We start from the raw sequence: 25,664 nt of genomic DNA on the forward strand, positions 1-25,664 counted from the left end.
ACCCCCTCGGGTACGGCCGATGGACGTCGGCGGCATGATGGTCGGCATGCGTGCGGTGGTGCAGAGGGTCGACGGTGCGAGCGTCGTCGTGGACGGTGAGACGGTCGGGGCGATCGAGGGCGAGGGGTTGTGCGTCCTGGTGGGGGTGACGCACGACGACACCAAGGAGAAGGCGGCGCAACTGGCGCGCAAGCTGTGGTCCGTGCGGATGCTGCACGACGAGAAGTCGTGCGGTGACATCAACGCGCCGCTGCTGGTGATCAGCCAGTTCACGCTGTACGGCGACGCCCGCAAGGGCCGCCGCCCGACCTGGAACGCGGCGGCCCCCGGCGATGTCGCCGAGCCGCTGGTGGAGGAGGTCGTCGCCCAGCTGCGCGCGCTGGGTGCGACGGTGGCCACGGGACGCTTCGGCGCGTCCATGCGCGTCTCCCTGACGAACGACGGCCCGTTCACCGTGCTGCTGGAGATGTAGCCCGGCTGAGGGCGCGGGCCCTACGGCTCGACCACGACCTCCTGCGCCGCCGCCGTCGTGTCGGCCATCAGCCGCGCGTCGACCGGAATGTTCCGCTTGACCAGGGCCAATGCCACCGGTCCCAGCTCGTGGTGGCGTACGGACGTGGTGATGAACCCGAGCTTGCGCCCGTCCGGCCCGTCCTCGGCGAGGCGGATCTCCGCGCCGCGCGGCGGCAGGTGGACCTCGCTGCCGTCGAGGTGGAGGAAGACCAGGCGGCGCGGCGGCTTGCCCAGGTTCTGCACGCGGGCGACGGTCTCCTGCCCCCGGTAGCAGCCCTTCTGCAGATGCACCGCCGTGCCGATCCAGCCCAGCTCGTGCGGGATGGTGCGGTGGTCGGTCTCGAACCCGAGCCGGGGGCGGTGGTGCTCGACGCGCAGCGCCTCGTACGCGAGGAGACCGGCGGCGGGGCCCGCCTTCTCGGCGTACGCCTCCAGATCCGTACGCGGCAGGAACAGATCACGGCCGTACGGCGTCTCGCGGACGACGACGCCCTCGGGGACCTCGGCGATCGAACCGGCGGGCAGATACACGACCGCGAACTCGGCCGTACGGTCGGCCACTTCGACCCGGTAGAAGAACTTCATCGACTCCAGGTACGCCAGCAGCGCCTCCTGGGTGTCGGGCTCGACATGGGCCCAGACGGTCGTGCCGTCGTCGACGAGGTACAGCGCGTGCTCGATGTGGCCGTTGGCGGAGAGGATCAGCGCCTCGGTGGCCTCGCCGGTGGGGAGTTCGCTGACGTGCTGGGTGAGCAGCAGATGCAGCCAGCTGAGCCGGTCCTCGCCGGAGACGGCGATGACGCCCCGGTGGGAGAGGTCGACGAAGCCCGTGCCGTCGGCGAGGGCGCGCTGTTCACGGAACAGGTCGCCGTAGTGCGCGGCGACCCCTTCGTCCACCCCCTCCGCGGGGACGGCACCGGGCAGGGACAGCAGAGGGCTCTTCATACGCTAAGCCTACGACTCGGTAGTTGAACTCTTGGAGATCTTGCGGGAGCAGTCCTCGCAGCGGCCGAAGATCGCGAAGTGCTTCATGTCGGTGTCGAAGCCGAAGGTCTCGCGCAGCTTGGCCGTGAAGTCCGCCGCCACCGACACATCCGCCTCGATCACGTTCGTGCAGTCCCGGCAGACGAGGTGGATGTGATGGTGCCGGTCGGCCAGGTGGTACGTCGGCGCCCCGTGCCCGAGGTGCGCGTGGCTGACCAGCCCCAGCTCCTCCAGCAGCTCCAGGGTCCGGTAGACCGTCGAGATATTGACCCCCGACGCCGTCTTCCGCACTTCCACGAGGATGTCGTCAGGGGTCGCGTGCTCAAGGGTGTCCACGGCTTCGAGCACAAGCTGCCGCTGCGGCGTCAGCCGATAGCCACGCTGCCTGAGATCGCTCTTCCAGTCGGTGCTCACCACACCTCAGAGTCTAGGACTACTTGAAGAACGCGATGCCGTCGTCCGGCATGTCGTCCGGGAGGGCCTTGGCCCAGCGTTCGACGTCCTCGGGGGTGACGACCTTCTTGAGGTGGGCGGACATGTAGGGGCGCAGCTCGACGTCGGGGGTGGACTTCTCGCCGACCCACATCAGGTCGCTGTGGACGTAGCCGTAGAGGCGCTTGCCGCCGCTGTAGGGGCCGGAGGCCGCCGTGCGGGCGACCGCGTCCGTGACCAGGTCGATCTGCGGCTTCTGCTTGGCCAGCTCGCCGTACCAGACCTCGACGACGCCGTCGTCACGGGTCATGACGATCTCGACCTTGCGGTCGGCGTCGATCCGCCAGAACCCGGACTCGGTCTCCAGCGGGCGGACCTTGTTGCCGTCCTTGTCCAGCACCCAGGTGTGGGAGTGGTACTCCAGGAAGTCCCGGCCGTCGTGGGTGAAGGTGACCTCCTGGCCGAAGTTGCACTTCTCGGCACCGGGGAAGTCATGGACGCCCGCGCCGGCCCAGTCGCCGAGCAGAAAGGCGAGGGGGACGAGGTCCTTGTGCAGGTCGGACGGGATCTCGATCATCGGTTCTTCCTAGCAGTGGGTCAGCGCTGGCCCTGGTACAGCTTCTTCACGGTCAGCCCGGCGAAGGCGAGCACGCCGACGGCGACCAGGACCAGCAGGGTCTCGAAGAAGATGATCACGGGGTGCTCCTCGGATGAGCGGAGGGTCGGTACTGCACGGGGCCGGGCCCCAGCTTACGCGGCCGGGGCCCGGGGTTCGGAGTGAGGTCGACCCTTGCCCGTCCGGCGGGGGGGTCAGCCGAGCAGCTGGCTCTGCAGCACCACGGTCTGCCGGAACGGGACCGTCCGCACCCCCGCCTCGCGCGACTGCAGGATCACCGCGTACACGTCCCCCGCCGAGAGATAGGCCTGGCGCACCTGCTCGGCACCGTACGGCTTCGCCTCGGCATAGGCGGTTCGGGAGATCCCCGAGACGGCGGCGGCCTCCGGGAAGTCCTCGTCGTAGACGACCTCGCCCGCGCCCCGTACCCGGTAGGTCGGGCTGACGTGCGCCAGGGCGTGGTTCGCCAGCTCGGTCTCCACGACGTTCGCCGTGTTGAACCGGAGCAGATAGATCCGCGTCCGGGTGCCGTCCGGGGTGGTCCAGCCACGGGCGGCGATGTGCCGCAGGCCGGTGTCGACGAGCTTCTGCCCCAGCTCCTCGCGGTCCTCCGGCTCGAACTCCGCCAGATACTCCTTCACCGGCAGCCAGCCGTCCGAGCCGCGCAGCGCCCTGTCCTCCTTCGCGCCCTCGGGCGCGGGCAGGAGGAGGGCGCGCAGATCGGCGTGATGGGCTCCGGCCGGGTTGTCCTCGGCGAAGGGTGCCGGGCTTCCGGACGGCAGCGGTGCCCTGACGAGCCGGGGGAAGACCCAGCGCCCGTCCGACTCCGTGGCCAGACCGGGTACGTCCGTACGCTCCACCCCGGCGATCCCGTACGCCGTGGCCGTCCCCACCGAGGCGAAGACGGCGACGGCGGCGGTCCAGCGGAGGACGGCGCGCAGGGCGCGACGGTCACGGCGGGGCGGGTGCGGGGGCGGGCCGGCCTGCGCGGGCGGCGACGCCGGGGGCTGCGCCGGCCCGGCGGCGGAGGGCTCCGCGGCCGGGGCGTTGTCATGCACGCCGGCCGGGGCGTCGTCGTGCACCGCGACCGGGGCGTCGTACGTCTCCGGCATGGCGTCCTCCGTGGTGCGTGACTGGTCGCTCATACGGCCACCCCCTGGTCGGCGACCCGGTCGAGCTGGGTGCGCAGCAGCTCGGCCACTCCCCGCTGGTCGAGGGGCTTCGCCGCACTCGCGGTGAGAGTGACGAGAACGTCTCCGGCGTAGGCGGAGCAGAACATCCTGTCCAGGTCCTCGTCGGCGCCCTTCGGCGAGAGGAAGCACTTCGCGTTGTCGTGGCCCTTGATCTTCGGGCCGTCGCGGAAGACGTCCAGGGAGGCGAGGAACTCGTTCTGGAACGTCGAACCGTCCCGTACGGCGTTCCTGTTCTCCATCCGGGCGAGCGTGATGCTCACCGAGGAGATGCCCTCGTCGGTGCGCCAGGCGAACGAGGCGGCGCTGAAGTAGCTGCGCATCGCCATGCCCTTGATGCGCTGCCGGTCGATCTGCCGCTCCAGCCGCTTGCGCTGGGCGCGGGGCAGCCCGCTCAGGGACTCCTTCCGCAGGGCCGTGGCCTGGGCGCCGCTGAACTCCGCGTCCGAGCCGAACTCCGCGAGGTCCGGCCCCTGGACCCAGGTGTCGCTGCCGTACGGCACCAGCAGCCCCGCGAGCCCGGGCCGCGCCGCCGCCTTCTTCTCCCCGGCCCCGGCCTCTGCCTCGCCCTCGACCTCGACCTCGTACTCGTCCTTGGGGAACTTCCAGGTAGGAGCGCCCGCGTCCCGGTCCGCGTCCCGCACGGCCACGACCGTGAACCCGACGCCCGCGACCAGCGCCACGGCGAGCAGCGCGGACCCGGCGACGACCCCGATACGGCGGGCCCGCGCGGGCCTCGGCACGGACGGTACGGAACCGGCCGGAGCCGGGGCGACAGCCGGAGCCGGGGCGACAGCCGGGGCCGAGGCCGGGGCGACAGCCGCCCCCTCCTGCCCCTCCTGGCCTTCCTGTCCCTCCTGGCCTTCCTGCTCTGTCGTCTCGTCCGCGCTCACAACCGCTCCATCTGCCGCTGGGCCAGATCCATGATCGTCTTCTTGGGGATCGGCCTGCCGCCGTAGACCCAGATCTCCATCGCGATGTCCCCGCGCCAGGCGTGCGCCTCGGCGCTGTACACCGGCCCGTAGCCGGGCTCGGTGTCCGCCCGGGAGTGGACGTACGCCGTGCCGTCGCCTGTGCCGGGGATGGCCCAGCTGTCGGTGTCCGGCTCCTCCTCCGCCCAGCTCTGGAGGTTGTTGCTGGAGTCGACGGCGGCCAGGCTGTTGTGCTGCCGGAACTGGACCAGCCGGATCTCCACGTTGTACGAGGTGCCGACCTCCCAGCCGGCGACGGCGGCCCGGCGGAACTCGTCGTTGACGAGGGAGCCGAACTTGTCGTTCGGGTCGGTGAAGGTGTCGGTGTAGGCGGCCATGCCGAGCCAGCCGTCGGTGCCCTCCAGCCACTCGGCCTTCTTGGCGCCCGTCGGCTTCTTCAGCAGGAGCCTGCGCAGATCGCCGTCCGTCCGCACCTTGCGGTCCCGGGCGGCGGAGAGCGGCTCGGGTCCCTCGCCCTCGGCCCGGTCGAGCACCGGCTGGGAGAGCGGGGGCAGTTCGGTGGGCTCCCGCTCGGCCTGGACGAGGTATCCGGCGCAGGTTCCGGCGATGGCCCCGAGCACCGCCGCTCCGGCGATGAACAGGACGCCGCGCCCCCGACGCGGCACGCGGGCCACGGGCTCCGCGGTCTCCCCTTCGGATCTTTCCGGCACTTCCAAGGCACTCCCCCACAGAACGCGAACACGGCACGGGCGGCGCGGACTCCGGATCCGCGCACAGGAGACCCATGGACCGCTCACGGGGTTGCACCGAGGATGATCACGATTCGGACTAGCATGCGGCCATGGCGAAGAAGCTCGTGATCAAGGTGACGGCGGGGGCGGACGCTCCTGAGCGGTGTTCGCAGGCGTTCACGGTGGCGGCGGTGGCGGTCGCCAGCGGGGTCGAGGTGTCGTTGTGGCTGACGGGTGAGTCCGCGTGGTTCGCGCTGCCGGGCCGGGCCGCCGAGTTCGACCTGCCGCACGCCGCCCCGCTCCCCGACCTCCTCGACTCGGTCCTCGCGGGCGGCCGCCTCACCCTGTGCACACAGTGCGCGGCCCGCCGGGACATCACGGAGAAGGACGTCCTCAAGGGCGTACGCATCGCCGGTGCCCAGGTGTTCGTCCAGGAGACCTTGGCGGCCGACACCCAGGCACTCGTCTACTGAGCGGCACCGAGTACCGCTACTCCTGGACCCACAGGCAGAACGGGTGCCCCGCCGGGTCGAACAGCACCCGTACGTCGTCCTGGGGCTGGTGCTCGGCGAGGCGCGCGCCCTCGGCCACGGCCCGGGCGGTCTCGGCCGCCAGGTCGTCGACCTCGATGTCGAGGTGGAGCATCATCTGCTGCTCCCCGGGGTTCCTGGTCGGCCAGACGGGCGGGACGTACGCGGGTTCGGTCTCGAACGCCAGGGCCGTGCCCCCAGTGCCGGGCGGCGGGCCGATGAGCACCCAGTGGGGCTCCTCGCGCCGTACCTCGTAGCCGAGCAGGCGGACATAGAAGCCGGCCAGCTCGTGCGCGTCGTGCGCGTCCAGGACGACGGTCGAGAGTCTCGCGGTCGGCACATTCGGGGGCGGCGGCATGCCCGCCTTCCTATCGCGGGCGGTCGCTCCTGTCCACGGCGGACCGTCCACCGCCCACTACCTCGGCGGGCGCCTCTTGCCGTCCAGTTCGTCCCACCACTCGTCGGATTTCGGGTCGCCGGAGGGGTCGTCCCACCAGCGGTCGTCGGGGCCTCGGCGGTTGGCTACGACGGCGGCGAGCGGGGGGATCAGCATGGCGACCACGCACATGCCGACGGCGACCGGGACCGACCAGAGGCGTACGACGCCCCAGGCCAGGACGAAGAGGGCGAGGCAGGTGCCCATCATGGCGAAGTAGGTGTGGCGCCGGCGGGCGTACATAGGTCCAGGGTAGGTCCGCTCACGGCGGAGGGCCGTACCCCGGGTCGGACTCCCGGGGTACGGCCCTCCGCCGTTCGAGAACAAGCGCCTCAGACGGCGATCGCGACCTCCGCCAGGCCGCCCTGCTGGGCGACGACGGTGCGGTCGGCGGTGCCGCCGGGGACGAGTGCGCGCACGGTCCAGGTGCCCTCGGCCGCGTAGAAGCGGAACTGGCCCGTCGCGGAGGTGGGGACCTCCGCCGTGAACTCGCCGGTCGAGTCCAGCAGACGGACGTAGCCCGTCACCGGCTCGCCGTCGCGGGTCACCTGACCCTGGATCGTGGTCTCACCGGGCTTGATCGTCGAGGCGTCCGGGCCGCCGGCCTTCGCTCCACACATGTCTTTCTCCAGATTCAGATAGGGGTCTGACCGGAAGGAAGGCCGGTCGGGTGGGGTACGGGGGTGTGCTTACTTGTTGGCGCCCAGCTCGATCGGGACGCCGACGAGGCTGCCGTACTCGGTCCAGGAGCCGTCGTAGTTCTTGACGTTCTCCACACCGAGCAGCTCGTGCAGGACGAACCAGGTGAGCGCGGAACGCTCACCGATACGGCAGTACGCGATGGTGTCCTTGGCGAGGTCGACCTGCTCGTCGGCGTAGAGCTCCTTCAGCTCGTCGTCCGACTTGAAGGTGCCGTCGTCGTTGGCGTTCTTCGACCACGGGATGTTGCGGGCGGACGGGACGTGGCCCGGACGCTGCGACTGCTCCTGCGGCAGGTGGGCCGGGGCGAGCAGCTTGCCGCTGAACTCGTCGGGCGAACGGACGTCGACCAGGTTCTGCGAACCGATGGCCGCCACGACGTCGTCACGGAAGGCACGGATCGCGGTGTTCTGCGGCTTGGCCTTGTACTCGGTCGCGGGGCGCACCGGCACCTCGTCGGTCAGCTCGCGGGCGTCCAGCTCCCACTTCTTGCGGCCACCGTCGAGCAGCTTGACGTTCTCGTGGCCGTACAGCTTGAAGTACCAGTAGGCGTACGACGCGAACCAGTTGTTGTTGCCGCCGTAGAGGACGACGAGGGTGTCGTTGCCGATGCCCTTGGCCGACAGGAGCTTCTCGAAGCCCTCCTGGTCGACGAAGTCACGGCGGACCGGGTCCTGGAGGTCCTTCGTCCAGTCGATCCGGATCGCGTTCTTGATGTGGTTCTTCTCGTACGCGGTGGTGTCCTCGTCGACCTCGACGATGGCGATGTTCGCGTCGTCGAGGTTGGCCTCGACCCAGTCGGCGTCTACCAGGACGTCGCTGCGGCTCATGCTCGTTCTCCTCCGGGGCAGTTACGGCGGGGGCGGGTTGCGGGTGCCTCCGGCGGTTCGGCCGGGGCGCGCAGGGATGGGCCCTGGCTCGAACAGGGCAGGCGTCGGGGGACGCGGCGGCGGGAACTCCCGCCGCTCGCTCAGAAAGTGCGACAGAGCATGGCGGCGACGCGGCACAGGTCTACTGCCCGCCGCTTCGTGAGATCCGCCTGTCGCTTCATGATGGTCGATCGTAGGGACGGACAGGCGGGTGTGTCACCGGCATGTCGTATTCTGAGACGCGATCGTCCGGAATGTGGGACGAGGAGGCCCCTGGGGCTGCGGGGACAGGGCTCCCGGGCCGGTGCGTCCGTCGTCACATCTGCGGTACGGACGTCGGCGTCTCACCTTTCGGACGCGCGCCCGGGGGCGGAGCAGCCGGGGAGCCGGGCCGGGGAGCCGAGGAGCCGGGGGGCGCCGCCCGTCGTCCTACCCCGCCAGCCTGACGTTCGAACCCTTGACCGTGATCTCCACACCGTCCGGCGCGGCCTCGACCTTGTCGAGCTTGATGCCGCCGGGGAGGTCGTCGATGGCCTGCTGGAAGTCGGTGATCGAACGGGCCGCGTCCTCGGCGAGGTCGAGACCGCCGACCGAGGGCAGGGAGTCGGCGTGCACCTCGACCGTGTCGCCCTTCACGCTGACGGTGCTGAGGACGGAGACGGTCTGCGGGTCGAGGGCCGGCGGGTCGATCTCCACATTGACCTTGATCTTGCCCTTGCCGCCGTCGGAGAGGCCGACCACGCGGGCGGTGAAGCCGAGGCCGATGTCCGTGGGTTCGGACTTGGCGGCCTTGAGAAGTTCGTCGTACGAGATGGTCGCGGTGCCGGTGGCGCTGGTGGCCGTGGCGGAGCTGTAGTCGCTGGAGAAGGTGACGCCGCGCATGTTCGCCTTCAGGTCGGCGATGCGGATGCTCTCGTCGGCCTTGCCGGTGCTCGCCTCGTAGTTCGCGATGCCGACCTCGACGTCGTCCAGTTCGCCGCCGGCGACCTGGGTGAGGAACGGGAAGCCCTTGATGGAGACGTCGGGGGTGGTGGTGAGGCCCTCGCTGGTCTTCAGCTGCTGGGCGGCCTCGTCCTCGGCGAAGCCGACGGCCACGCGGTCCGCGATCACGAAGAGGCCGCCCAGGATCACGGCGACGATGACAAGTATTCGCAGTGCGCGCATGGTTCGGGGTTCCCCACGTAGTCCACTCGGCGGTCGGTCAACGGTCCTACGCGAGAGTAATCCGGTCCGGGTAAGGGTGGGGTGGGATCACGGTGCGTTGTTGATCAGCTGTGACAGGGGTGCGTGGTCGGGTGCGGGTCCGGTGGGGCTTCTCGCGCAGTTCCCCGCGCCCCTTAAGGGCCTACGGCCCTTTCGGGCCGAAAAAGCACGGGGCGCAGCCCCGCTTTTTCAGGGGCGCGGGGAACTGCGCGGCCCGCCCCCACCCACCCGCACCCGACGACGCACGCCCCCGTCAGGCCAGCGCGCGGCCCAGCAGGTACACCGCCGGGGCCGCGGCCGTCAGCGGCAGGGCCACACCCGCGGTGAAGTGGACGAAGCGGGAGGGGTAGTCGTAGCTGGCGACCCGGTGGCCGACGAGGGCGCAGAGCGCCGCCCCCGCACCGAGGAGCGCCCCGGAGGTCCCGAGGTCGGTCGCGCCGCCCACGGCGATCCCCGCACCGGTCGCGGCCAGCAGCGACACGATCACCGAGGCCGGCGTCGGCAGCGGCAGCGCCCGCGCCAGGACGGCCACCGCGACCGCGGCCCCGCCCACGGTCACCGCGTCCGCCTCCGCCGCCAGATACCCGGTCGCGATGATCGCCAGCGCCGACGAGGCCACCGTCGCCATCAGGCCGTACATCCGCTCGTCCGGGTCCGCGTGGCTGCGCAGGCCGAGGACGATGCCGAGCAGCACCCACACCCCGAGCGTGCCGAGGATCGCGGCGGGCGCGTGCTCCCGGCCGGCCGTGAAGAGGGCCGCGTCCGCCGCGAGGGCGCCCGCGAAGGCCAGCACGATGCCCTGCCGGGCCGGCCACATGCCGTTCAGCCGGAACCAGCCCGCCGCGGTCACCGCCTGGAGGACCACCAGGGGTACGGCGAGCGCGTACTCACCGAGCGCCGCGGCGCCCGCCAGCAGCAGGCCCAGGACGGCGGTGATCAGCGCCGGCTGCATCCCCGGCTCGATGATCGGCGACCGCCCCTCGGCCCGCGCCCGCTGGGCGTCGGTGACCCGGGTGTTGCCGGTGAGCGTGGGCGGACCGTAGCCGACACCGTCCGCAGGGGCGGGGTCCGGCACGGGCGCCTGAGCCTGAGCCGGTGCCTGCTGCTGGGCCTGGGGCGCGTACTGGCCGTACGGCGGCTGCGTGTTCTGCCCGTACGGCGGCTGCGCGTTCTGCCCGTAGCGCGCGTTCGGGTCGTCCGTCTGCGGGGGCAGGTACGCCGTCTCCGTCAGGTGGGCGGCCGGCGGGGTCTGGGGCTGGATCTGGGTCTCCCAGGTCTGGCCCTCCCACTGCTGGGTGTACTGCTGGGCGTGGGCGGCCTGGCCCTCGTCGTACCCCTGCCACTGCGGCTGCTGGTGAGGGTGTTGCTGCTGTGGCTGCTGAGGCTGCTGATACGGGTCGTAGCCCGGGTGGCCCTCGTACCCGTACGGCGGCTGGTTGCTCATGATCTGGGGGTCACCCTCCTGCGAACGGCGGGAGCACCTCGACCGTGCCGCCCTCGGCCAGACGTACGGTCTCATGCGCGCGGGTGCCCACGGGATTCCCGTCGACGAGGAACGAGCATCGCCGCAGGACGCGGTCGAGTTCGCCGGGGTGTCGGTCGCGGGCCGCGGTCAGGGCGTCCGCGAGGGTGGCCGCGTCGTAGGACTCCTCGGCGACGCCGGCCGCGGCCTTCGCCGCGGCCCAGTAGCGGACGGTGCCCTTTGGCATCTGCGTTCCTCTGGATATCGGTCGGAGGGGATCAGGCTACGGGGCCGTCGGGACGGTGGGAAACCGCGGCCCGGGGGGTGACGGCGGCTCGGTGGGGGTCGATCGCGCGGTTCCCCGCGCCGCTGAAGGGGCGAGCCGCCCTCGGCCCTTGTTCACGACGCGCTCCCGATCCCCTCACCTAATCCCCTCCCCGATCCACTCCCCGATGCGGTCCAGCAATTCCCCGCTCGCCGCGTTCTCCGCGTGCCCCATCCCCCGTTCCAGCCACAGTTCCCCGTTGTCGCCGGCCGCTGCCGCCAGCATCTCGGGGTGGTCGACCGGGAAATAGCCGTCGCGGTCGCCGTGGACTATCAGGAGCGGGGTCGGGGCGATGAGGGGGACGGATTCGACCGGGGAGAGGGGGACGGGGTTCCAGTCGCGGTGATGGATGCGGGTGCGGAAGCCGTAGCGGCCGACGAGACGGCCCTCGGGGCGGGTGATGAGCCAGTGGACGCGGCGCATGGGGGCCGTGCCCCGGTAGTACCAGCGGGCGGGGGCGCTGACGGAGACGACGGCGTCCGTGCCGGCGTCCGCCAGCGCCGCGTGGCGCAGGACGACCGAGCCGCCCATGGAGAAGCCGACCGTGGCGACGCGCTCATGGCCGAGTTCCCGGGCCCAGCGGACCGCCGCCGCCAGGTCGAGCACCTCGCGGTCGCCGACCGTGGAGTGGCCGCCGGATCTGCCGTGGCCGCGGAAGGAGAAGGTGACGACGGCCCCGTACCGGGTGAGCGCCTCCACCACCCTTCGAACATGTGGACGGTCGGCGTCACCCGTGAAGCCGTGTGCGACGACAACGGCGAGATGGCCGGAGGGTGGCGTTCCGGTGGCGTCCGAGGTGTTGCCGGGGGCGTTGTATACAACGGCTTTCGGATCGTATACGGCCTCGATATTCACCCCGTCGTCAGTGCGCAGAAACCTCCGCAAAGGGGTTGCGGGCGGCGCCGAAAGGGCTCCGGGGGCCGTCTCAGAGTTCGGAATGTCGAAAGATCGCATCACATCACCTGCCGGACCAGCACTCATGTGGGCTATTCTGCTGGACAGAGGACTCGGGCAAGGTCGCCCCCGGGTCCTTTTGTGCTTTCGGCAAGCGTTGTATACGAGTGGGAAACGCCAGGTGACCGCGGATATACAACCTGCGCCGCCCACGTCCTCGCAGGGACCGAGGAGGAACCAGACGTATGAGTTCTCTGCTGCTCCTGACCAACGCCCTCCAGCCGTCCACGGAGGTGCTTCCGGCCCTCGGGCTGCTGCTGCACAACGTGCGCGTGGCTCCGGCGGAAGGCCCCGCCCTCGTCGACACCCCCGGCGCGGACGTCATCCTGATCGACGGACGCCGTGACCTCCCGCAGGTCCGCAGCCTGTGCCAGCTGCTGCGCTCCACCGGCCCCGGCTGCCCCCTGATCCTCGTCGTGACCGAGGGCGGCCTCGCCGCCGTCACCGCGGACTGGGGCATCGACGACGTCCTCCTCGACACCGCCGGCCCCGCCGAGGTCGAGGCCCGGCTGCGGCTGGCCATGGGCAGGCAGCAGATCGTCAACGACGACTCCCCGATGGAGATCCGCAACGGCGACCTCTCGGTGGACGAGGCGACCTACAGCGCCAAGCTCAAGGGCCGCGTCCTCGACCTCACCTTCAAGGAGTTCGAGCTCCTCAAGTACCTCGCCCAGCACCCGGGCCGCGTCTTCACCCGCGCCCAGCTGCTGCAGGAGGTCTGGGGCTACGACTACTTCGGCGGTACGCGGACGGTCGACGTCCACGTACGGCGGCTGCGCGCCAAGCTCGGCCCCGAGCACGAGTCGCTGATCGGGACCGTACGGAACGTCGGTTATCGATTCGTTACGCCCGAGAAGGCGGAGCGCGCCGCTGACGACGTGAAGGGCAAGGCCACCCCCTCGACCGCCCCCTCAAAGGCGGCGGATGCGGACGAGACGGCGTCTCTGGAGGCCGTCGAGATCGCCGCCGAGGCGTAGTGACGATCTCCCTGGCCGGCGTACGCACAGGTAACCCACAGGTGTGCCTCCGTACGCCCTGCCCAGGGGCGTTTTATCCGCGTAGACTCCGCGCGTGGCCAAGGTGACTCGGGATGACGTGGCAAGACTGGCGGGTACGTCGACCGCCGTCGTCAGCTACGTCATCAACAACGGACCCCGGCCGGTCGCCCCGGCCACGCGCGAGCGTGTCCTCGCCGCGATCAAGGAACTGTCGTACCGGCCCGACCGGGTCGCCCAGGCGATGGCGTCCCGGCGCACCGATCTCATAGGCATGATCGTGCCGGACGCACGTCAGCCCTTCTTCGGCGAGATGACCCACGCCGTGGAGCAGGCCGCCGCCGAGCGCGGAAAGATGGTGCTGGTCGGCAACACCGACTACGTCGCCGAGCGCGAGGTCCACTATCTGCGGGCGTTCCTCGGGATGCGGGTCTCCGGCCTGATCCTCGTCAGCCACGCCCTCAACGACAACGCCGCCGCCGAGATAGAGGCGTGGGACGCGCGGGTCGTGCTGCTGCACGAGCGGCCCGAGGCGATCGACGACGTGGCCGTGGTCACCGACGACCTCGGCGGCGCGAAGCTCGCCGTGGAGCACCTGCTCTCGCACGGCTACGCGTACGTCGCCTGTATGGGCGGTATCGCCGAGACCCCGCTGGTCGGTGACCCGGTCTCCGACCACGTCGAGGGCTGGCGGCGCGCGATGGACGAGGCCGGGTTGTCCACGGAGGGGCGACTGTTCGAGGCGCCCTACAACCGGTACGACGCCTACCAGGTGGCGCTGAAGCTGCTGGCCGGGCCGTCCCGCCCGCCGGCGATCTTCTGCTCCACGGACGACCAGGCGATCGGGGTGCTGCGGGCCGCGCGTGAGCTGCGGATCGAGGTGCCGAGCGAGCTGGCCGTCGTCGGGTTCGACGACGTCAAGGAGGCGGCGCTGACGGATCCGCCGCTGACGACGGTCGCGACGGACCGTACGGGGATGGCCCGGGCCGCGGTGGATCTGGTGCTGGACGACGGGATTCGGGTGGCCGGGTCTCGGCGGGAGCGGGTGAAGTTGTTCCCGTCGACGTTGGTGGCTCGGCGGTCGTGCGGTTGCGAGTAGCTCGGCAAGGGGTGCGGATAGCGCCGTAGGGGGTGCGGATAGCGCCGTAGGGGGTGCCCGCCGTTGCTGAGTGCGGGTGCGTCGTGGTTGATCGCGCAGTTCCCCGCGCCCCTTAAAAGCCAAGACGGGGCACGGGGTCTGCTGCCATAGGCGCTGTCAGAACAGCGCGTTGTACTGGTTGTAGCCCGTGCCCAGTTTGATGCGGCTGGCGAACAGTGAGGTCGAGGCCTTGTTCGTGCCGGGGTAGAGCCAGAGCGTGCCGCCGGAGTCGCGGGCGATGACGTCGGCGATGGCGTCGCCGGTGACGTCGCCGTTGGTGACGTAGGCCGTGAACTTCCAGCCGGTGCGGACCTTGATCTGCGGGGACCACGGGGTCGTGGACTTGCCGGTGCCCCTGTAGAGGGAGAGCGAGGCGTCGGAGAAGCGGACCAGGAGGTCGGGCTTGCCGTCACCGGAGAGGTCGCCGCGGCCGAGGAGCTTGGCGCCCTTCCAGGCCTTGTTCACAACCCGGATCTTGGCGTTGAACTGGCCGTTGCCCTTGCCGGGGTAGAGGTAGGCCGAGCCGTCGACGTCGAGGGCCAGCAGGTCGGGGACGGCGTCACCGGTCATGTCACCGGGGAGCGCGTACGACTTGTAGCCGCCCCACACCGAGCTGATCTGCATCCAGGTCCACTCCCAGGTGGAGTGGTTCATGTAGCTGCGGTACAGCTTGCCGTCGTTCTTGTCCCGGATGACCAGGTCCTGGTAGAAGTCCCGGTCCAGGTCGGCCTGCATGATCCAGCTCGCGTTCTGCCAGCCGTTGCCCTGGTACGCGCGCGTGGCGAGCGACGTGCCCTTGCTGTCCTGCTGGAACAGACCGCCGGAGGGCGTGCGGGCGAGGAGGTCGGCGCGGCCGTCGTACGTCAGGTCGGTGTCGTCGATCCGGGGCTGGGCGGCCCAGGTGTACGAGGAGACCTTGGTGAAGACCGGGTAGGCGCCCTTGGCCACGCAGCCGGAGACGCCCCACGACACGATGCCGACGACCTTGCCGCCGACCACCAGGGGGCCGCCGGAGTCGCCGTTGCAGGTGCTGGTGGTGCCGGAGTCGCCGCCGGAGGCCGGGGTTCCCGCGCAGATCATGGAGCCCTCGGCGAAGTAGTCCGTCCCGAGGACCGACTTCATCGCGGAGTCGCAGGTGCTGTCCTTGACCAGCGGCAGCGTCGCCTTCTTCAGCTTGGCGGACAGCTGGGCGTCCTCGCCGCCGGAGGTCAGGCCCCAGCCGTACACCGTGCCCTTGGTGCCGGCGGTGTAGAGGGAGCTGTCGTCGGACGCGGCCAGGCGCAGCGTCTTCTGCTCCAGCGGGCGGTCCAGGGTGAGGACGGCGACATCGTTCTTGATGAGGTCCTCGTCGTACTTCGGGTGCTGCCACTGGCGGTAGACGCCCGCGACCGTGCCCGTCGTGTCGTCGTACAGGTCGGTCGTACCGGCCAGGACCGCGCCGTTCGCCGTCCAGTCGAGCCCGTCGAGGCAGTGGGCGGCGGTGAGGACCTTGTTCGGGGCGACCAGGGTGCCGCCGCAGAAGAAGCCCTCGTCGGTCGTCGCGTCGTAGTACGCGAGCTGGACCATCCACGGCGCGGCGGAGATGGTCGTCTCGCTGCCGCCGATGATGAACGGGGACTGGGAGGACGGGGACTGGGAGGACGGGGACGAGGGGGTGTCGTCGGGGGCCTCGGGGGCGGCGTCCGGCGACTGTGCCGCCTGGTCCTCCGCCGCCTTGATCACACGTTCACGGAGATCCTTGGCGGAGGTCTTCGGCGCGGCGGGCCGGTCGAGGGTGACGGTGGGCTTGGACTCGGACGGTGCGTCGGCCGCTGTCGCGGGCTGTGCCGCGAGGACGCCGGCACCGCTCAGCGCGAGCGCGAGGGCGGCGGCGGGCAGTGCCTTGAAGGCACGTATCACTCAGGGCTCCTGGGATGCGTGGGTGTCGTGGGACGCCCGAGCAGGGCGTACGACGCCGACCGCCCCGTCACCGGTTGTCCCGGCCTCGGGTCGTCTCGCGGAGCCCCCCTCCGGCTGGGTGATCGTAGGCACCACGGGTCCCGGTGGACACGTGATTCACAGGGTTCAGACAAGTATTCGGATACCGCGTTCCGTCACATCACCGCACGGCAACCCTTTGTTTCCCATGACCGCGGGGCCCGGCGCCTTTATATGGGGCGAACGAGGTTCTGGTGGGGTTCTCAGGGAGCACTCAGGAACGTCTCATGGTCGGGCGGCAGGCTCTGAGTCATGACCGAGAGCTTCCGCCGCAGCGGCGAGTACGAGAACCCCTACCAGGGTCAGCAGCAGCACTCCGGGTACGCCGAGGGCGAGACCCAGCAGCAGCCCGCGTACCTCCAGCAGCAGCACGCCTCCGCCCCGGTGAACCCGGAGTGGCCGCCTCCGCCGGCCTACGACCCCTCGGCGGGTCCGGCGGCGGCCGCTTCGGCACAGGCCGCTTCGGCACAGGGCGCTTCGGCACAGGGCGCTCCGACCGCGCTCCTCACCGAGCCGGTGGCCCAGGCGCCCGCGTCGAGAAGGCGTGCCCGGGGGCCGATCGCGCTGCTGGCGGCCGTGGCGTTCGTCGCGGCGGCGATCGGTGGCGGTACGGCGTACGGCATCCAGGAGCTGACCGGCACGGACACCGTGGCCTCCAGCTCCACCAGCACCAGCGTGGTGCCGACCAGCGAGAAGGGCACGGTCTCCGGGGTCGCCACGGCGGTCAGCCCGAGCATCGTGGAGATCAGCGCCAGCTCGAACGCGGGTGAGTCCACCGGTTCCGGTGTGATCATCACCAGCGGCGGCGAGATCATCACCAACAACCATGTGATCTCCGGCGCCTCCCAGATCAAGGTGACGACGAGCAACGGCAAGTCCTACACGGCCGAGGTCGTCGGCACGGACAGCAAGAAGGACCTCGCCCTCATCAAGCTCCAGGACGCCTCCGGGCTGAAGGCGGCCACGCTCGGCGACTCCGCCGGCGTCAAGGTCGGCGACCAGGTCGTGGCGATCGGCTCCCCCGAGGGCCTGACCGGCACGGTGACCAGCGGCATCGTCTCCGCGCTCGACCGTGACGTCACGGTCTCGACGGACGAGAGCCAGAGCCAGCAGCAACAGCAGGGCGACGGCGGTGGGCAGTGGCCGTTCGAGTTCGGCGGGCAGCAGTTCAACGGCGACACGGGCTCGTCGACAACGACGTACAAGGCGCTCCAGACCGACGCGTCCCTGAACCCGGGCAACTCCGGCGGCGCCCTCATCGACATGAACGGCAACATCATCGGCATCAACTCGGCGATGTACTCCGCCGCGGACGCCACCTCGTCCAGCGCCGGCAGCGTCGGCCTCGGCTTCGCCATCCCGATCAACACGGTCAAGGCCGACCTCAGCACGCTGCGCGCGGGCGGCTCGGACTGAGGACTGAGGACTGAGGACTGAGGACTGAGGTCCACACCTCCGCTCCGTCCAGCTTCTTCGCCCCTCCGTCCCCTCCGTCCCCTCCGTCCCGCTGAGTCCCAAGGAGTTCGACATGATCACGCAGGTCTCCCACACCGTCGCAACCGCCGGCGACCCGGCCGGACTGAGCCTCGCCCTCGCGGTGGCGGCCGAACTGCACCCGGCGGTGACGCGGGCGCCCGAGGTGGCGGCGACCGGTGCCGCCACCCGTCGCGCGACGGCGGTACGCCCGCGCCGGCGTACGGTGCGTGGCTGACTTCTTGCGGCTTCTGTGCGGCCGGGGCGACGTGCAAGGCTAGGGCGATACTGCCGCGCCCCTTCAAGGGGCGCGGGGAACTGCGCGACCAGCCACAACGCACCCGAACCGGACCACGCACCCCAGCCCGCACGGCGCCCCCGGCCCGTAATCACCCCCACCCGAGGAACGAACCCACCATGAGCCCCGCCGAAGGCGCCTCCGAACCCCAGCGCATCCTCATCGTCGACGACGAGCCGGCCGTGCGCGACGCACTCAAGCGCAGCCTCGCCTTCGAGGGCTACGGCACCGAGGTCGCCGTAGACGGCGCGGACGCGCTGGAGAAGGCGACCGCGTACCGGCCGGACCTGGTGATCCTCGACGTCCAGATGCCGCGGATGGACGGGCTGACGGCCGCCCGCCGGATCCGCGGCGCGGGCGACACGACCCCGATCCTGATGCTCACGGCCCGCGACACGGTCGGCGACCGGGTCACCGGCCTCGACGCCGGCGCGGACGACTACCTGGTCAAGCCCTTCGAGCTGGACGAACTCTTCGCCCGCGTCCGTGCGTTGCTGCGCCGCAGCACGTACGCGGCGGCCGCGGCCGACACCGCCGAGGTGGACGAGGCGCTCAGCTTCGCGGACCTGCGGATGGATCTGGCGACGCGGGAGGTCACGCGGGGCGGGCGTCCGGTGGAGCTGACGCGTACGGAGTTCACGCTGCTGGAGATGTTCATGGCGCACCCGCGCCAGGTCCTCACGCGTGAGCAGATCCTGAAGGCGGTCTGGGGCTTCGACTTCGAGCCGTCCTCCAACTCCCTGGACGTCTACGTCATGTATCTGCGCCGCAAGACCGAGGCGGGCGGCGAGCCGCGCCTCGTGCACACCGTGCGCGGTGTCGGGTACGTCCTGCGACAGGGCGGCGCGGAGTGAGGAAGCTCCTGAGCCACTACCGGTCCCTCCCCATCCGGGCCCGCCTGTCGATGCTGGTCGCGGCGGCGGTGGCGTTCGCGGTGGCGGCGGTGTCGGTGACGTGCTGGTTCATTGTGCAGGGGAAGCTGTACGAGCAGTTGGACGGCGATCTCAACAAGTCGATGGGTATGCCGGCGTTCACGGACCAGGCCAGTCTCGCGATCGAGAACTGCACGCAGGAGTCCGTACAGAACAACCGCTTCGGCCAGAACACGTACTTCCAGGTGGTTCTGGAGGACGGCACGGCCTGTGTCGTGGAGTTCTCCGCCGGTTCGGTCAAGGTCACCGAGACCGACAAGAACGTCGCCGCGGCCACGGGCCACGACGAGGCGGTCTACCACAACAGCGTCGACGCGGACGGCAACGACGTACGCGTCAAAATCCAGCCGGTGTCCTACACCAACCGGAACACGGGGGAGACGTCCAACGCGGCGCTTCTCGTCGCCCTCCCCCTCAAGGGCACCCAGTCCACCCTCAACGACCTCGCCCTCATCCTCCTCCTCGTCTCCGGCATCGGAGTCGTCGGCGCCGGTGCGGCCGGGCTGGCCGTGGCCCGTGCGGGCCTGCGCCCGGTCGACAAGCTCACCGAAGCCGTCGAACACGTGGCGCTGACCGAGGACCTGAGCATCCGCATCCCCGTGGAAGAGGAGAGCGACGACGAGATCGCCCGTCTGTCCCGTTCCTTCAACTCGATGACGGGCGCGCTGGCGAACTCCCGCGAACTGCAACAACAACTGATCGCGGACGCCGGCCACGAACTCCGCACCCCCCTCACCTCCCTCCGCACCAACATCGAACTCCTCACCCGCAGCGAGGAGACGGGCCGCCCGATCCCGGCGGAGGACCGCAAGGCCCTGCTCGCCTCGGTGAAGGCCCAGATGACCGAACTGGCCTCGCTGATCGGCGACTTGCAGGAGCTGTCGCGCTCGGAGTCGGGCCAGCAGGGGGGCCGCCATCTCCAGACGGTCGACTTCCAGGAGACCGTGGAGGCGGCCCTGCGCCGGGCCCGGCTGCGCGGCCCCGAGCTGACGATCACGGCGGACCTGGGGCCCTGGTACGTACGCTCCGAGCCCTCCGCCCTGGAACGGGCGATCGTCAACATCCTCGACAACGCGGTGAAGTTCAGCCCGGAGTCCGGCACGATCGAGGTCGCCCTGTCCGAAGGCACCCTCACGGTCCGCGACCACGGCCCCGGCATCCCCGCCGACGAACTCCCCCACGTCTTCGACCGCTTCTGGCGCTCCCCCAGCGCGAGGGCCCTCCCGGGCTCGGGCCTGGGCCTGTCGATCGTGGCCCGCACGGTGGAACAGGCGGGCGGCGAGGTCTCGTTGTCCCGCGCGGACGGCGGCGGCACGCTGGCGACGGTACGGATTCCGGGGGCGACTACGCCTCCGCCGGAGGGGTCGGCCGCAGGGGCTTGAGCGGCCCGTCACAGGAAGCGCAGCCGCTCCATGACACAGCGCAAGTCATCGCTCCAGCGCGCGTAGGCGGGGACCTGCCGGAGTGCGGTCAGCGACACTCTCTGCCCCAGCAGATCGAAGTCGTACTCGGGGCGGTGTCGGGGCCCGAACGCCTGGGCCAGGGTCTTCTTCGGATCCGCGACCTTCTCTACGTCACGGGGCGCCCGGACGAGGTCTCGGATCACAGCCGCAGGGGCGTCCGGCAGTGCCGCCGGGTCGGCCAGCATCCAGGCCTCGGTCTCGCGTACGGGGACCATTCCGATGACCCGCTCGGCCGACTCCGCGTGGCTCAGGCCGACCCGTACCGCTTCGATCTTGCTCCGTTCATTGTGGTCATGATGGATGATCACGAGGTCCATCTCATTGAGGAGCGACTCGACTTCCGCAACGACCCTTTCCCGCTGCGACACGGTGAAGCACTCACCGCGAACGGTCCCTCCGAAGTCGAATCCGACCGTCGCGTCAGATTCCAGGTCCTCTACGTGGCGGTCGATGAGCGGACGCAGGAACCATTGGTCGCTCTCGCCCTCCGTGAGCAGGGCGATGTTCAGATACCTACGTCCCACGCGCGTACCCCACCGGGTCCAGGTACTGGCGTACTTCCATGGGGGTGACGTAGGTCCCGCGTTCGCCGTTCGCAGCGACGGTACGGGCGCGAGTGAGCCGTGTCGGCGCCTGTCCGCCGCCGACACGGGTGACCGTGTCAAGGAAGACGACGTTGTGGGGGAACTCTTCACGAAGGGAGGCCAGGACGACAGGTGAGTGGGAGGTCACAAGGATCTGGCGAAGACCATCGCCATGGCTCGCTTCGGAATCGCCGTACCGCTCCTGACGTTCGACGGATGACAGTTCCGTGGCGCGTCTCCTCAACCGTTCCAGAAGCCTTGGGACGCGGCTCGGGTGCAGTCCGTTCTCCGGTTCCTCCAACATCAGGACACCGGAGTGGGCTGGGTCATGTGCCGCGGCGAGCAAGGCAAGCATGCGAAGTGTTCCACCAGAGACGACTCGCGGCGTCATCTTCGGCTCGTTCTTGTGCTGGATCCAGATCTCCCACACCGCTTGAGGCTCGTCCCGGACCACCTCAACCTTGCGGACATCAGGGAGCACCGCGGCGACATCGGCCTCGAAGTCGGACCTTCGCTCCGGTTCCGCACTCCACAACCGACCGAGCACCGCGCCCAGATTACGTCCGTCCTCAGTCAGGGGATCGGAGTCGTAAGCATCGGCCGGGTGGCGCATGGCGTCAGGTGAGGGATCGAGGATGCGCCACCCGTCCGTGGCACGGTCAACAGCACCGTAGACCTCGCGCTCGGCTTCGTTCCGCTTCACCGGATCCGGATCGTCGGGGAACCGGTGACGTAGGTGAAGCACGTTGTCCTCGATCTGGTCCGCGACGTGCCGTGGCAGATCCAGGCCCTCACTGCCGATAGGAGTGCGGTCCACACGCACGTGCAAGCGCTCCGGCACCTCGCTGCTGCGGCTGACGGTCGCCATGACACGTACGTGTACCGGACCCCAGTTGGAAGTCCGAACCAGCACGTTCGCGCTCAGCCTCATCTCATTGACCAAGTCACCGCCCGGCAGTCGTCGGAACAGTTCCCGAGGTCCACCTCTTCTTGCGTAGCGCACAAGCGTCTGGCCTCGTGGGTCCCTCATCAGCCGCCCCAGCAGCACCACCGCTTCGAGCAGGTTGGACTTGCCCGAGCCGTTCGCACCCAGCAGGACCAGGAACGGCGGCACGTCGAGCGAGAAGTCGTCGAACGTCTTGAAGCCGTCGATCTCGATCCGGGTGATCACTGCTGCTCCTCACGCACCGCAGGCTCATGAACGGGTATGCACAGCCACACTAGTGCCGCGTCAGCCAAGGTTCGCCACCCGTCACTACGCCCGGCATGCCCTCTCGGCAGAGTGTGCGATCAGTGCCGTGGCCACTCATGGCGAGCCTCAGTGGAAGCCGAGCATTCCGGGGGAGTCGATGTCGACGGTGACCACGCCTGGGGGATAGTTCTGCTCGCGGTCCGTGAGCAGGATCGATATTCCCGTGAACTCCGGGCGCGGCAACGCGCAGTAGAGGGCGTGGCAGGTGTCCGGTCCGCCGTAGCCGTCCCGGATCATGCCTCCTACGGTGACGGACGCCGCCGTACCCAGGTCATCGACCACGACCGAGGAGAACGCGAGCACCCGTCGCCCCGCGTCGGCGTCCTGCGACTCCGCCTGCATCAAGCAGAGGGCCGGGATCCGCAGCCGGTCACCGGGCGTGCGGGCCATGTTCCCGGCGAGGAGGTTCAGGGTCTTGTGGCCCCCGGCGAGGGCGCGGGTCGCCCCCGTATCCAGAATGATCACGCGGCCATGCCTCGCGCCATGCGGGCCTTCTCCGCGGCGATCCGCTGGATGTTGCCCAGCACGTCGGGAGCCCGGTCGAACTCCTCGTCGCTGATGTCGACGCCGATCACCTCGCGGACCACCTTGCGATCCGCCGCGACGCGCTCCGCGATCTGCTCCGCCGTCGGCTGCTCGGCGGCCAGTTGCTCGATCAGCTGCCCCAGGTTCATGCCGCGCTCCTTGGCGACCTGGGCGAGGTGATCGCGGGCCTGCTTGGACACCTGGATGGTGGTGGTCTCTGCCATGGGTTCACCATAGCCACACCACGGCAACTCAGTCAGCGGCAACGCCACCCACGAACGCGGACCACGCCCCGGCGGAGAACAGGAGCGGGCGGCTGTCCGGGACCTTGCTGTCCCGGACGGGGACGGTTCCTATGTAGCCGTCGGCAACCTCGACGCAGTTATTGGCTCCCCCGTCGCTGTAGCTCGACTTGCGCCAGACGGCGACGGTGAGGTCGAGGGTTTGGTTCATGACCTGTGCTCCTCCAGTACGTCCCTGATGAAGGTCAGCGACTCCGACGGGGACAGCGCCATATCCCGAAGCCGATCGTAGGACAAATGGTGGTGCAGGACGTCTTCCGGATCGTCCATCAACATTCCGAAGCTGTCAGCTTCTGCGTAGGCAACGGCACTTCCGTTCTTCTGCCACAGCAGGGTCAGTGATCCCTTCCCCATGAGGTGGTGGACTCCGGCCGAGAACGGCAGCACCTGAACGACGACGTTGGGCCACTGGGCGACGGCCTCGATACGAAGCAGCTGCCCCTCCCAGGTCTCCGCGCTGGCCGAAGCGCGACGGAGCGCGTTCTCGTCGATGACGAACCGGACGCTCGGCGCCGGATCCCTGCGCAGCAGCAGTTGCCGCCCCAGCCGAGCGGCCACCTGTTCCTCGATCGCATCGGCGTCAAGCTCTCGTGTTGCCCGGGGCCCAGACAACACCTCCCGGGCGAACTCTTCGGTCTGCAGCAGCCCAGGCACGTTCGGGGTGAACACGCGCACCATCCGCGCCATGTCCTCCAACCGCATGTACTCCTTGTACTTGTCCTTGAAGGCGTCGATCCGAGCCACCTTCCAGAGACAGACCAGCAGGTCAACGGACCCGTAGTAGGCGTCCAGGTCCTCCATGACCGTCATCTTGGACAGGCGCTCACCCGACTCCAAGCGGCTCAGATAGCTCTTGTCGTAGCCCGTCTCGTCGGCCATCTGTCCCAGCGTTTTGCCGGCCTTCTCCCGCATAAATCGCAACGTCCGGCCGAGCACCGCGCGCCCCGACTCGACGTCCACGTCAACGACTTCGCCCATGTCACCCCTCCCCGTTGTCTGGCGCTCCAGGCAACGCCAGGCCTCTTCCCCAACGTACGGCCCAGCCGTGACGATCTGAACACGAACGGTGATCCCCGCTCGTCAGACCGACCCTGAAATAACCCTGAGACGAAAGCTGAGGCACCGCCATGCGCGCACTCGTCGTGCGGCTCTGCGAGGCACTGCTCCGCTGGGCCGCGCCCGGCCCGTCGCCGGCGGGGGCGGCGGAGCCGCTGGAGCCCGCTCCGCCCCCGCCGCCTCGGAGGCCCGACGACATCTGGCCCTTCGAGCCCTACGCCAACTTCGTACGGCCGTACGTGCTCAGCCCGGAGGAGTTGTACGTCTACGGCGTCCACGCCGGCCACGACCTGGAGGTCCCCGCATGATGGACGGCCTGCGTCTGCTGCCGTGGACGAACCTCGACGGCAAGCCCTGCTATCTCGACCCGGACACCGCGCACCCCGGTGCCCTCTCCCTCCTCGCCGACGGCGTGGAGGCGTCCCAACTCGGCTCGGCGGAGGAGGTGTTGGCCGGAAGCAGAGCCGTCCTCGGCGACCCGGCGGCCGGGGAGCGGGCCGTGCGGTTCGCGCTGACGCGGGCGGTGGAGTCGCTGGAGGATGTCGTACGGATCGCGGTCAGCAGGGGGCGGCGGATCGGTGAGGACGACCTCTAGCCGTCCTCTAGCCGGCGTTCACGTGCAGCACCCCGGCGGCCCCCGTCAGCGTCGCCTCGTCCAGCGGGAAGTACCGCAGGTCATCGGCGGAGGGGTGGGCGCGGGTGCGGGCGGTGGACGGTTCGGGGGCCGGGGTCAGCGTCCAGGTGGTCTCGCGTGGCGCGGTGGCCTCGTACGTGTCCGGGGCCGGGTCCGGCAGGCCCAACGCCTCGCTGCGGCCCAGGCTGCCCGCGACGAAGACGTACCGCTCGCCCACCAGCGACCCCAGGACGGCACCGGCGCCATACCAGCGGAGGTCCAGGCCGCGCATGCGCATATGGCTGGGGCCGCGCTGGACGTGGACGTTGTGGCCGACGACCAGGGTCGGGCCGCGGCCGGCCTCGACGGCGCGGATGTCGAGGATGTTCTCGACCATGAGGGCGTCCCGGGTGGCGAGCATCCGGGAGATCCGGACCTCCTCCGCGTCCGGGCGCGCCAGTTGCGCGTGGTAGCGCAACAGGCCGATACCGGCCGTGAGGTGCGTCTTCGCCCGGTACCACGCGGCCCGTGACGTCGCCTCGATCAGCTCCGGCGCGCGGGCGTGCAGCTCGGTGAGCATGTCGTCCGCGAGGCAGCGGAGCGCCCGCGCCTCCGCCGTGGCGCCGACCGACTCGGCCGCGTCCATGACCGCCTCCGTACGGCTCCACCGCTCCTCTTCCCCGGCGAGGGCCGCGAGTTCCTCCGCGCTGACGGAGGTGAGGGCGAGGGCGGGGGCCGGGGGCCCGTCGGCTTCCCCGGCCAGGTAGGCGCGGGCGTGTTCGAGGTAGCGGAGCGGGCCGGGCGCGCTCATGTTCTCCATCTCGGCGTCGAGGCCGTGGAAGGCGAGGCGGTCCTCCGGCGGGCGGGTGCGGTTGTACTCGCGCATCCAGGTGATCAGCCGCCTGTTGGGGGCCAGTTCGCCCCGGCCGAACGCGATGCCGTCGCGCATCACCTCGTCGAAGTCCCCGGTGCCGTCCCGGACATGGTCGTCCACGGCGAGCGCGGGGACGCGGTCGGTCTCCAGGGCGATCGAACGGAAGCCCAAGTCGACGAGTTGGGCGAACAGCTCGTTGCGGACGTCCCCGAGGGCCGGTTCCAGATGGGTCGGCTCACCAAGGGCCAGCAGCTCGCAGGAAGGGGTCACGAGGTCTCGTATGTCCTGGCTCATGAACCTCGATCG

General features: G+C 70.1%; 32 protein-coding genes. 10 read left to right on the top strand and 22 right to left on the bottom strand.

What is annotated here, in order from left to right; translation table 11 throughout:
* The first annotated feature begins 46 nt into the window (after positions 1 to 46).
* Positions 47 to 472 (top strand): D-aminoacyl-tRNA deacylase, encoded by a 426-nt coding sequence (dtd, locus tag ACZ7MG_RS21400; RefSeq protein ID WP_471395663.1) that lies wholly within the window; start codon positions 47 to 49, stop codon positions 470 to 472.
* A gap of 20 nt (positions 473 to 492) precedes the next feature.
* On the opposite strand, the gene ygfZ is transcribed toward dtd, so the two are convergent.
* The 6 genes from ygfZ to ACZ7MG_RS21430 form a co-directional block, all read right to left on the bottom strand.
* Positions 493 to 1,458: a CAF17-like 4Fe-4S cluster assembly/insertion protein YgfZ gene (gene ygfZ / locus ACZ7MG_RS21405; RefSeq protein ID WP_471395602.1), complete on the bottom strand. Its 966-nt coding sequence runs from the start codon at positions 1,456 to 1,458 to the stop codon at positions 493 to 495.
* 9 nt (positions 1,459 to 1,467) lie between these two features.
* Positions 1,468 to 1,914, bottom strand: coding sequence for a Fur family transcriptional regulator (locus ACZ7MG_RS21410; protein WP_471395603.1), 447 nt, complete (start codon positions 1,912 to 1,914; stop codon positions 1,468 to 1,470).
* A 16-nt stretch (positions 1,915 to 1,930) separates the two neighbouring features.
* The gene (locus ACZ7MG_RS21415; protein ID WP_471395604.1) at positions 1,931 to 2,506 is read right to left on the bottom strand and encodes a heme-binding beta-barrel domain-containing protein; all 576 of its coding nucleotides are present in this window, start codon (positions 2,504 to 2,506) and stop codon (positions 1,931 to 1,933) included.
* A 233-nt stretch (positions 2,507 to 2,739) separates the two neighbouring features.
* Positions 2,740 to 3,690 (bottom strand): hypothetical protein, encoded by a 951-nt coding sequence (locus ACZ7MG_RS21420; protein WP_471395605.1) that lies wholly within the window; start codon positions 3,688 to 3,690, stop codon positions 2,740 to 2,742.
* On the bottom strand, positions 3,687 to 4,628 hold the full coding sequence (locus ACZ7MG_RS21425) for a hypothetical protein (RefSeq protein ID WP_471395606.1): 942 nt from the start codon (positions 4,626 to 4,628) through the stop codon (positions 3,687 to 3,689). The genes ACZ7MG_RS21420 and ACZ7MG_RS21425 overlap by 4 nt, the downstream gene beginning before the upstream one ends.
* Positions 4,625 to 5,377, bottom strand: a complete 753-nt coding sequence (locus ACZ7MG_RS21430) for a hypothetical protein (protein WP_471395607.1) — start codon at positions 5,375 to 5,377, stop codon at positions 4,625 to 4,627. The genes ACZ7MG_RS21425 and ACZ7MG_RS21430 overlap by 4 nt, the downstream gene beginning before the upstream one ends.
* A 131-nt stretch (positions 5,378 to 5,508) precedes the next feature.
* On the opposite strand from ACZ7MG_RS21430, the gene ACZ7MG_RS21435 reads away from it, so the two are divergent.
* Positions 5,509 to 5,871, top strand: a complete 363-nt coding sequence (locus ACZ7MG_RS21435) for a DsrE family protein (RefSeq protein ID WP_471395608.1) — start codon at positions 5,509 to 5,511, stop codon at positions 5,869 to 5,871.
* A 16-nt stretch (positions 5,872 to 5,887) separates the two neighbouring features.
* Here the strand turns inward: ACZ7MG_RS21435 and ACZ7MG_RS21440 are convergent, their stop codons facing one another.
* The 8 genes from ACZ7MG_RS21440 to ACZ7MG_RS21475 form a co-directional block, all read right to left on the bottom strand.
* The gene (locus ACZ7MG_RS21440; RefSeq protein WP_471395609.1) at positions 5,888 to 6,286 is read right to left on the bottom strand and encodes a VOC family protein; all 399 of its coding nucleotides are present in this window, start codon (positions 6,284 to 6,286) and stop codon (positions 5,888 to 5,890) included.
* Positions 6,287 to 6,343: 57 nt separating this feature from the next.
* On the bottom strand, positions 6,344 to 6,607 hold the full coding sequence (locus ACZ7MG_RS21445; protein ID WP_471395610.1) for a DUF3099 domain-containing protein: 264 nt from the start codon (positions 6,605 to 6,607) through the stop codon (positions 6,344 to 6,346).
* An 89-nt stretch (positions 6,608 to 6,696) separates the two neighbouring features.
* On the bottom strand, positions 6,697 to 6,984 hold the full coding sequence (locus ACZ7MG_RS21450; protein WP_004986406.1) for a DUF1416 domain-containing protein: 288 nt from the start codon (positions 6,982 to 6,984) through the stop codon (positions 6,697 to 6,699).
* 69 nt (positions 6,985 to 7,053) lie between these two features.
* Positions 7,054 to 7,893: a sulfurtransferase gene (locus tag ACZ7MG_RS21455; protein WP_471395611.1), complete on the bottom strand. Its 840-nt coding sequence runs from the start codon at positions 7,891 to 7,893 to the stop codon at positions 7,054 to 7,056.
* Between the two features lie 468 nt (positions 7,894 to 8,361).
* Positions 8,362 to 9,096: an LmeA family phospholipid-binding protein gene (locus ACZ7MG_RS21460; RefSeq protein ID WP_471395612.1), complete on the bottom strand. Its 735-nt coding sequence runs from the start codon at positions 9,094 to 9,096 to the stop codon at positions 8,362 to 8,364.
* A gap of 292 nt (positions 9,097 to 9,388) precedes the next feature.
* Positions 9,389 to 10,579 carry a hypothetical protein gene (locus tag ACZ7MG_RS21465; RefSeq protein WP_471395613.1) on the bottom strand — a complete coding sequence of 397 codons (1,191 nt, stop codon included), beginning with the start codon at positions 10,577 to 10,579 and terminating at the stop codon, positions 9,389 to 9,391.
* Between the two features lie 10 nt (positions 10,580 to 10,589).
* Positions 10,590 to 10,844: a MoaD/ThiS family protein gene (locus tag ACZ7MG_RS21470; protein WP_471395614.1), complete on the bottom strand. Its 255-nt coding sequence runs from the start codon at positions 10,842 to 10,844 to the stop codon at positions 10,590 to 10,592.
* Between the two features lie 174 nt (positions 10,845 to 11,018).
* A complete protein-coding gene (locus ACZ7MG_RS21475) occupies positions 11,019 to 11,903 on the bottom strand; it encodes an alpha/beta hydrolase (protein ID WP_471395615.1) in 885 nt (294 codons plus the stop codon).
* A gap of 158 nt (positions 11,904 to 12,061) precedes the next feature.
* On the opposite strand from ACZ7MG_RS21475, the gene ACZ7MG_RS21480 reads away from it, so the two are divergent.
* Both ACZ7MG_RS21480 and ACZ7MG_RS21485 read left to right on the top strand, forming a co-directional pair.
* The gene (locus ACZ7MG_RS21480) at positions 12,062 to 12,853 is read left to right on the top strand and encodes a winged helix-turn-helix transcriptional regulator (protein ID WP_471395616.1); all 792 of its coding nucleotides are present in this window, start codon (positions 12,062 to 12,064) and stop codon (positions 12,851 to 12,853) included.
* Between the two features lie 94 nt (positions 12,854 to 12,947).
* The gene (locus tag ACZ7MG_RS21485) at positions 12,948 to 13,970 is read left to right on the top strand and encodes a LacI family DNA-binding transcriptional regulator (protein ID WP_471395617.1); all 1,023 of its coding nucleotides are present in this window, start codon (positions 12,948 to 12,950) and stop codon (positions 13,968 to 13,970) included.
* 156 nt (positions 13,971 to 14,126) lie between these two features.
* Here the strand turns inward: ACZ7MG_RS21485 and ACZ7MG_RS21490 are convergent, their stop codons facing one another.
* A complete protein-coding gene (locus ACZ7MG_RS21490; RefSeq protein WP_471395618.1) occupies positions 14,127 to 15,908 on the bottom strand; it encodes a trypsin-like serine protease in 1,782 nt (593 codons plus the stop codon).
* A gap of 330 nt (positions 15,909 to 16,238) precedes the next feature.
* Between ACZ7MG_RS21490 and ACZ7MG_RS21495 the strand changes: the two genes are divergently transcribed.
* The 4 genes from ACZ7MG_RS21495 (at position 16,239) to ACZ7MG_RS21510 (ending at position 20,071) form a co-directional block, all read left to right on the top strand.
* Positions 16,239 to 17,402 (top strand): S1C family serine protease, encoded by a 1,164-nt coding sequence (locus ACZ7MG_RS21495; protein WP_471395619.1) that lies wholly within the window; start codon positions 16,239 to 16,241, stop codon positions 17,400 to 17,402.
* Positions 17,403 to 17,514: 112 nt separating this feature from the next.
* Positions 17,515 to 17,697: a hypothetical protein gene (locus tag ACZ7MG_RS21500; RefSeq protein ID WP_471395620.1), complete on the top strand. Its 183-nt coding sequence runs from the start codon at positions 17,515 to 17,517 to the stop codon at positions 17,695 to 17,697.
* A 179-nt stretch (positions 17,698 to 17,876) separates the two neighbouring features.
* Positions 17,877 to 18,611 (top strand): response regulator transcription factor, encoded by a 735-nt coding sequence (locus ACZ7MG_RS21505; RefSeq protein WP_471395621.1) that lies wholly within the window; start codon positions 17,877 to 17,879, stop codon positions 18,609 to 18,611.
* Positions 18,608 to 20,071, top strand: coding sequence for a HAMP domain-containing sensor histidine kinase (locus ACZ7MG_RS21510; RefSeq protein WP_471395622.1), 1,464 nt, complete (start codon positions 18,608 to 18,610; stop codon positions 20,069 to 20,071). The genes ACZ7MG_RS21505 and ACZ7MG_RS21510 overlap by 4 nt, the downstream gene beginning before the upstream one ends.
* Before the next feature lie 8 nt (positions 20,072 to 20,079).
* Here ACZ7MG_RS21510 and ACZ7MG_RS21515 read toward each other — a convergent pair whose 3' ends face one another.
* From ACZ7MG_RS21515 to ACZ7MG_RS21540, 6 genes are all read right to left on the bottom strand, one after another.
* Positions 20,080 to 20,676 carry a DUF4276 family protein gene (locus tag ACZ7MG_RS21515; RefSeq protein ID WP_471395623.1) on the bottom strand — a complete coding sequence of 199 codons (597 nt, stop codon included), beginning with the start codon at positions 20,674 to 20,676 and terminating at the stop codon, positions 20,080 to 20,082.
* Positions 20,666 to 21,907, bottom strand: coding sequence for an AAA family ATPase (locus ACZ7MG_RS21520; protein WP_471395624.1), 1,242 nt, complete (start codon positions 21,905 to 21,907; stop codon positions 20,666 to 20,668). The genes ACZ7MG_RS21515 and ACZ7MG_RS21520 overlap by 11 nt, the downstream gene beginning before the upstream one ends.
* Positions 21,908 to 22,054: 147 nt before the next feature.
* Positions 22,055 to 22,453 (bottom strand): PIN domain-containing protein, encoded by a 399-nt coding sequence (locus ACZ7MG_RS21525; protein ID WP_471395625.1) that lies wholly within the window; start codon positions 22,451 to 22,453, stop codon positions 22,055 to 22,057.
* Positions 22,450 to 22,737, bottom strand: coding sequence for a hypothetical protein (locus tag ACZ7MG_RS21530; protein WP_471395626.1), 288 nt, complete (start codon positions 22,735 to 22,737; stop codon positions 22,450 to 22,452). The genes ACZ7MG_RS21525 and ACZ7MG_RS21530 overlap by 4 nt, the downstream gene beginning before the upstream one ends.
* Before the next feature lie 28 nt (positions 22,738 to 22,765).
* Positions 22,766 to 22,966, bottom strand: coding sequence for a DUF397 domain-containing protein (locus tag ACZ7MG_RS21535; protein ID WP_471395627.1), 201 nt, complete (start codon positions 22,964 to 22,966; stop codon positions 22,766 to 22,768).
* Positions 22,963 to 23,793, bottom strand: a complete 831-nt coding sequence (locus tag ACZ7MG_RS21540) for a helix-turn-helix domain-containing protein (protein WP_471395628.1) — start codon at positions 23,791 to 23,793, stop codon at positions 22,963 to 22,965. The genes ACZ7MG_RS21535 and ACZ7MG_RS21540 overlap by 4 nt, the downstream gene beginning before the upstream one ends.
* Before the next feature lie 149 nt (positions 23,794 to 23,942).
* Between ACZ7MG_RS21540 and ACZ7MG_RS21545 the strand changes: the two genes are divergently transcribed.
* Together ACZ7MG_RS21545 and ACZ7MG_RS21550 are read left to right on the top strand one after the other, a co-directional pair.
* Positions 23,943 to 24,179, top strand: a complete 237-nt coding sequence (locus ACZ7MG_RS21545; protein ID WP_471395629.1) for a hypothetical protein — start codon at positions 23,943 to 23,945, stop codon at positions 24,177 to 24,179.
* Positions 24,176 to 24,466 (top strand): hypothetical protein, encoded by a 291-nt coding sequence (locus tag ACZ7MG_RS21550; protein WP_471395630.1) that lies wholly within the window; start codon positions 24,176 to 24,178, stop codon positions 24,464 to 24,466. Before ACZ7MG_RS21545 ends, ACZ7MG_RS21550 begins: the two co-directional genes overlap by 4 nt.
* Before the next feature lie 7 nt (positions 24,467 to 24,473).
* Here ACZ7MG_RS21550 and ACZ7MG_RS21555 read toward each other — a convergent pair whose 3' ends face one another.
* Complete coding sequence (locus tag ACZ7MG_RS21555; RefSeq protein ID WP_471395631.1) at positions 24,474 to 25,652, bottom strand: erythromycin esterase family protein; 1,179 nt, start codon at positions 25,650 to 25,652, stop codon at positions 24,474 to 24,476.
* Positions 25,653 to 25,664: the final 12 nt, after the last annotated feature.

It is taken from the genome of Streptomyces sp. NPDC107538 (assembly GCF_055657445.1).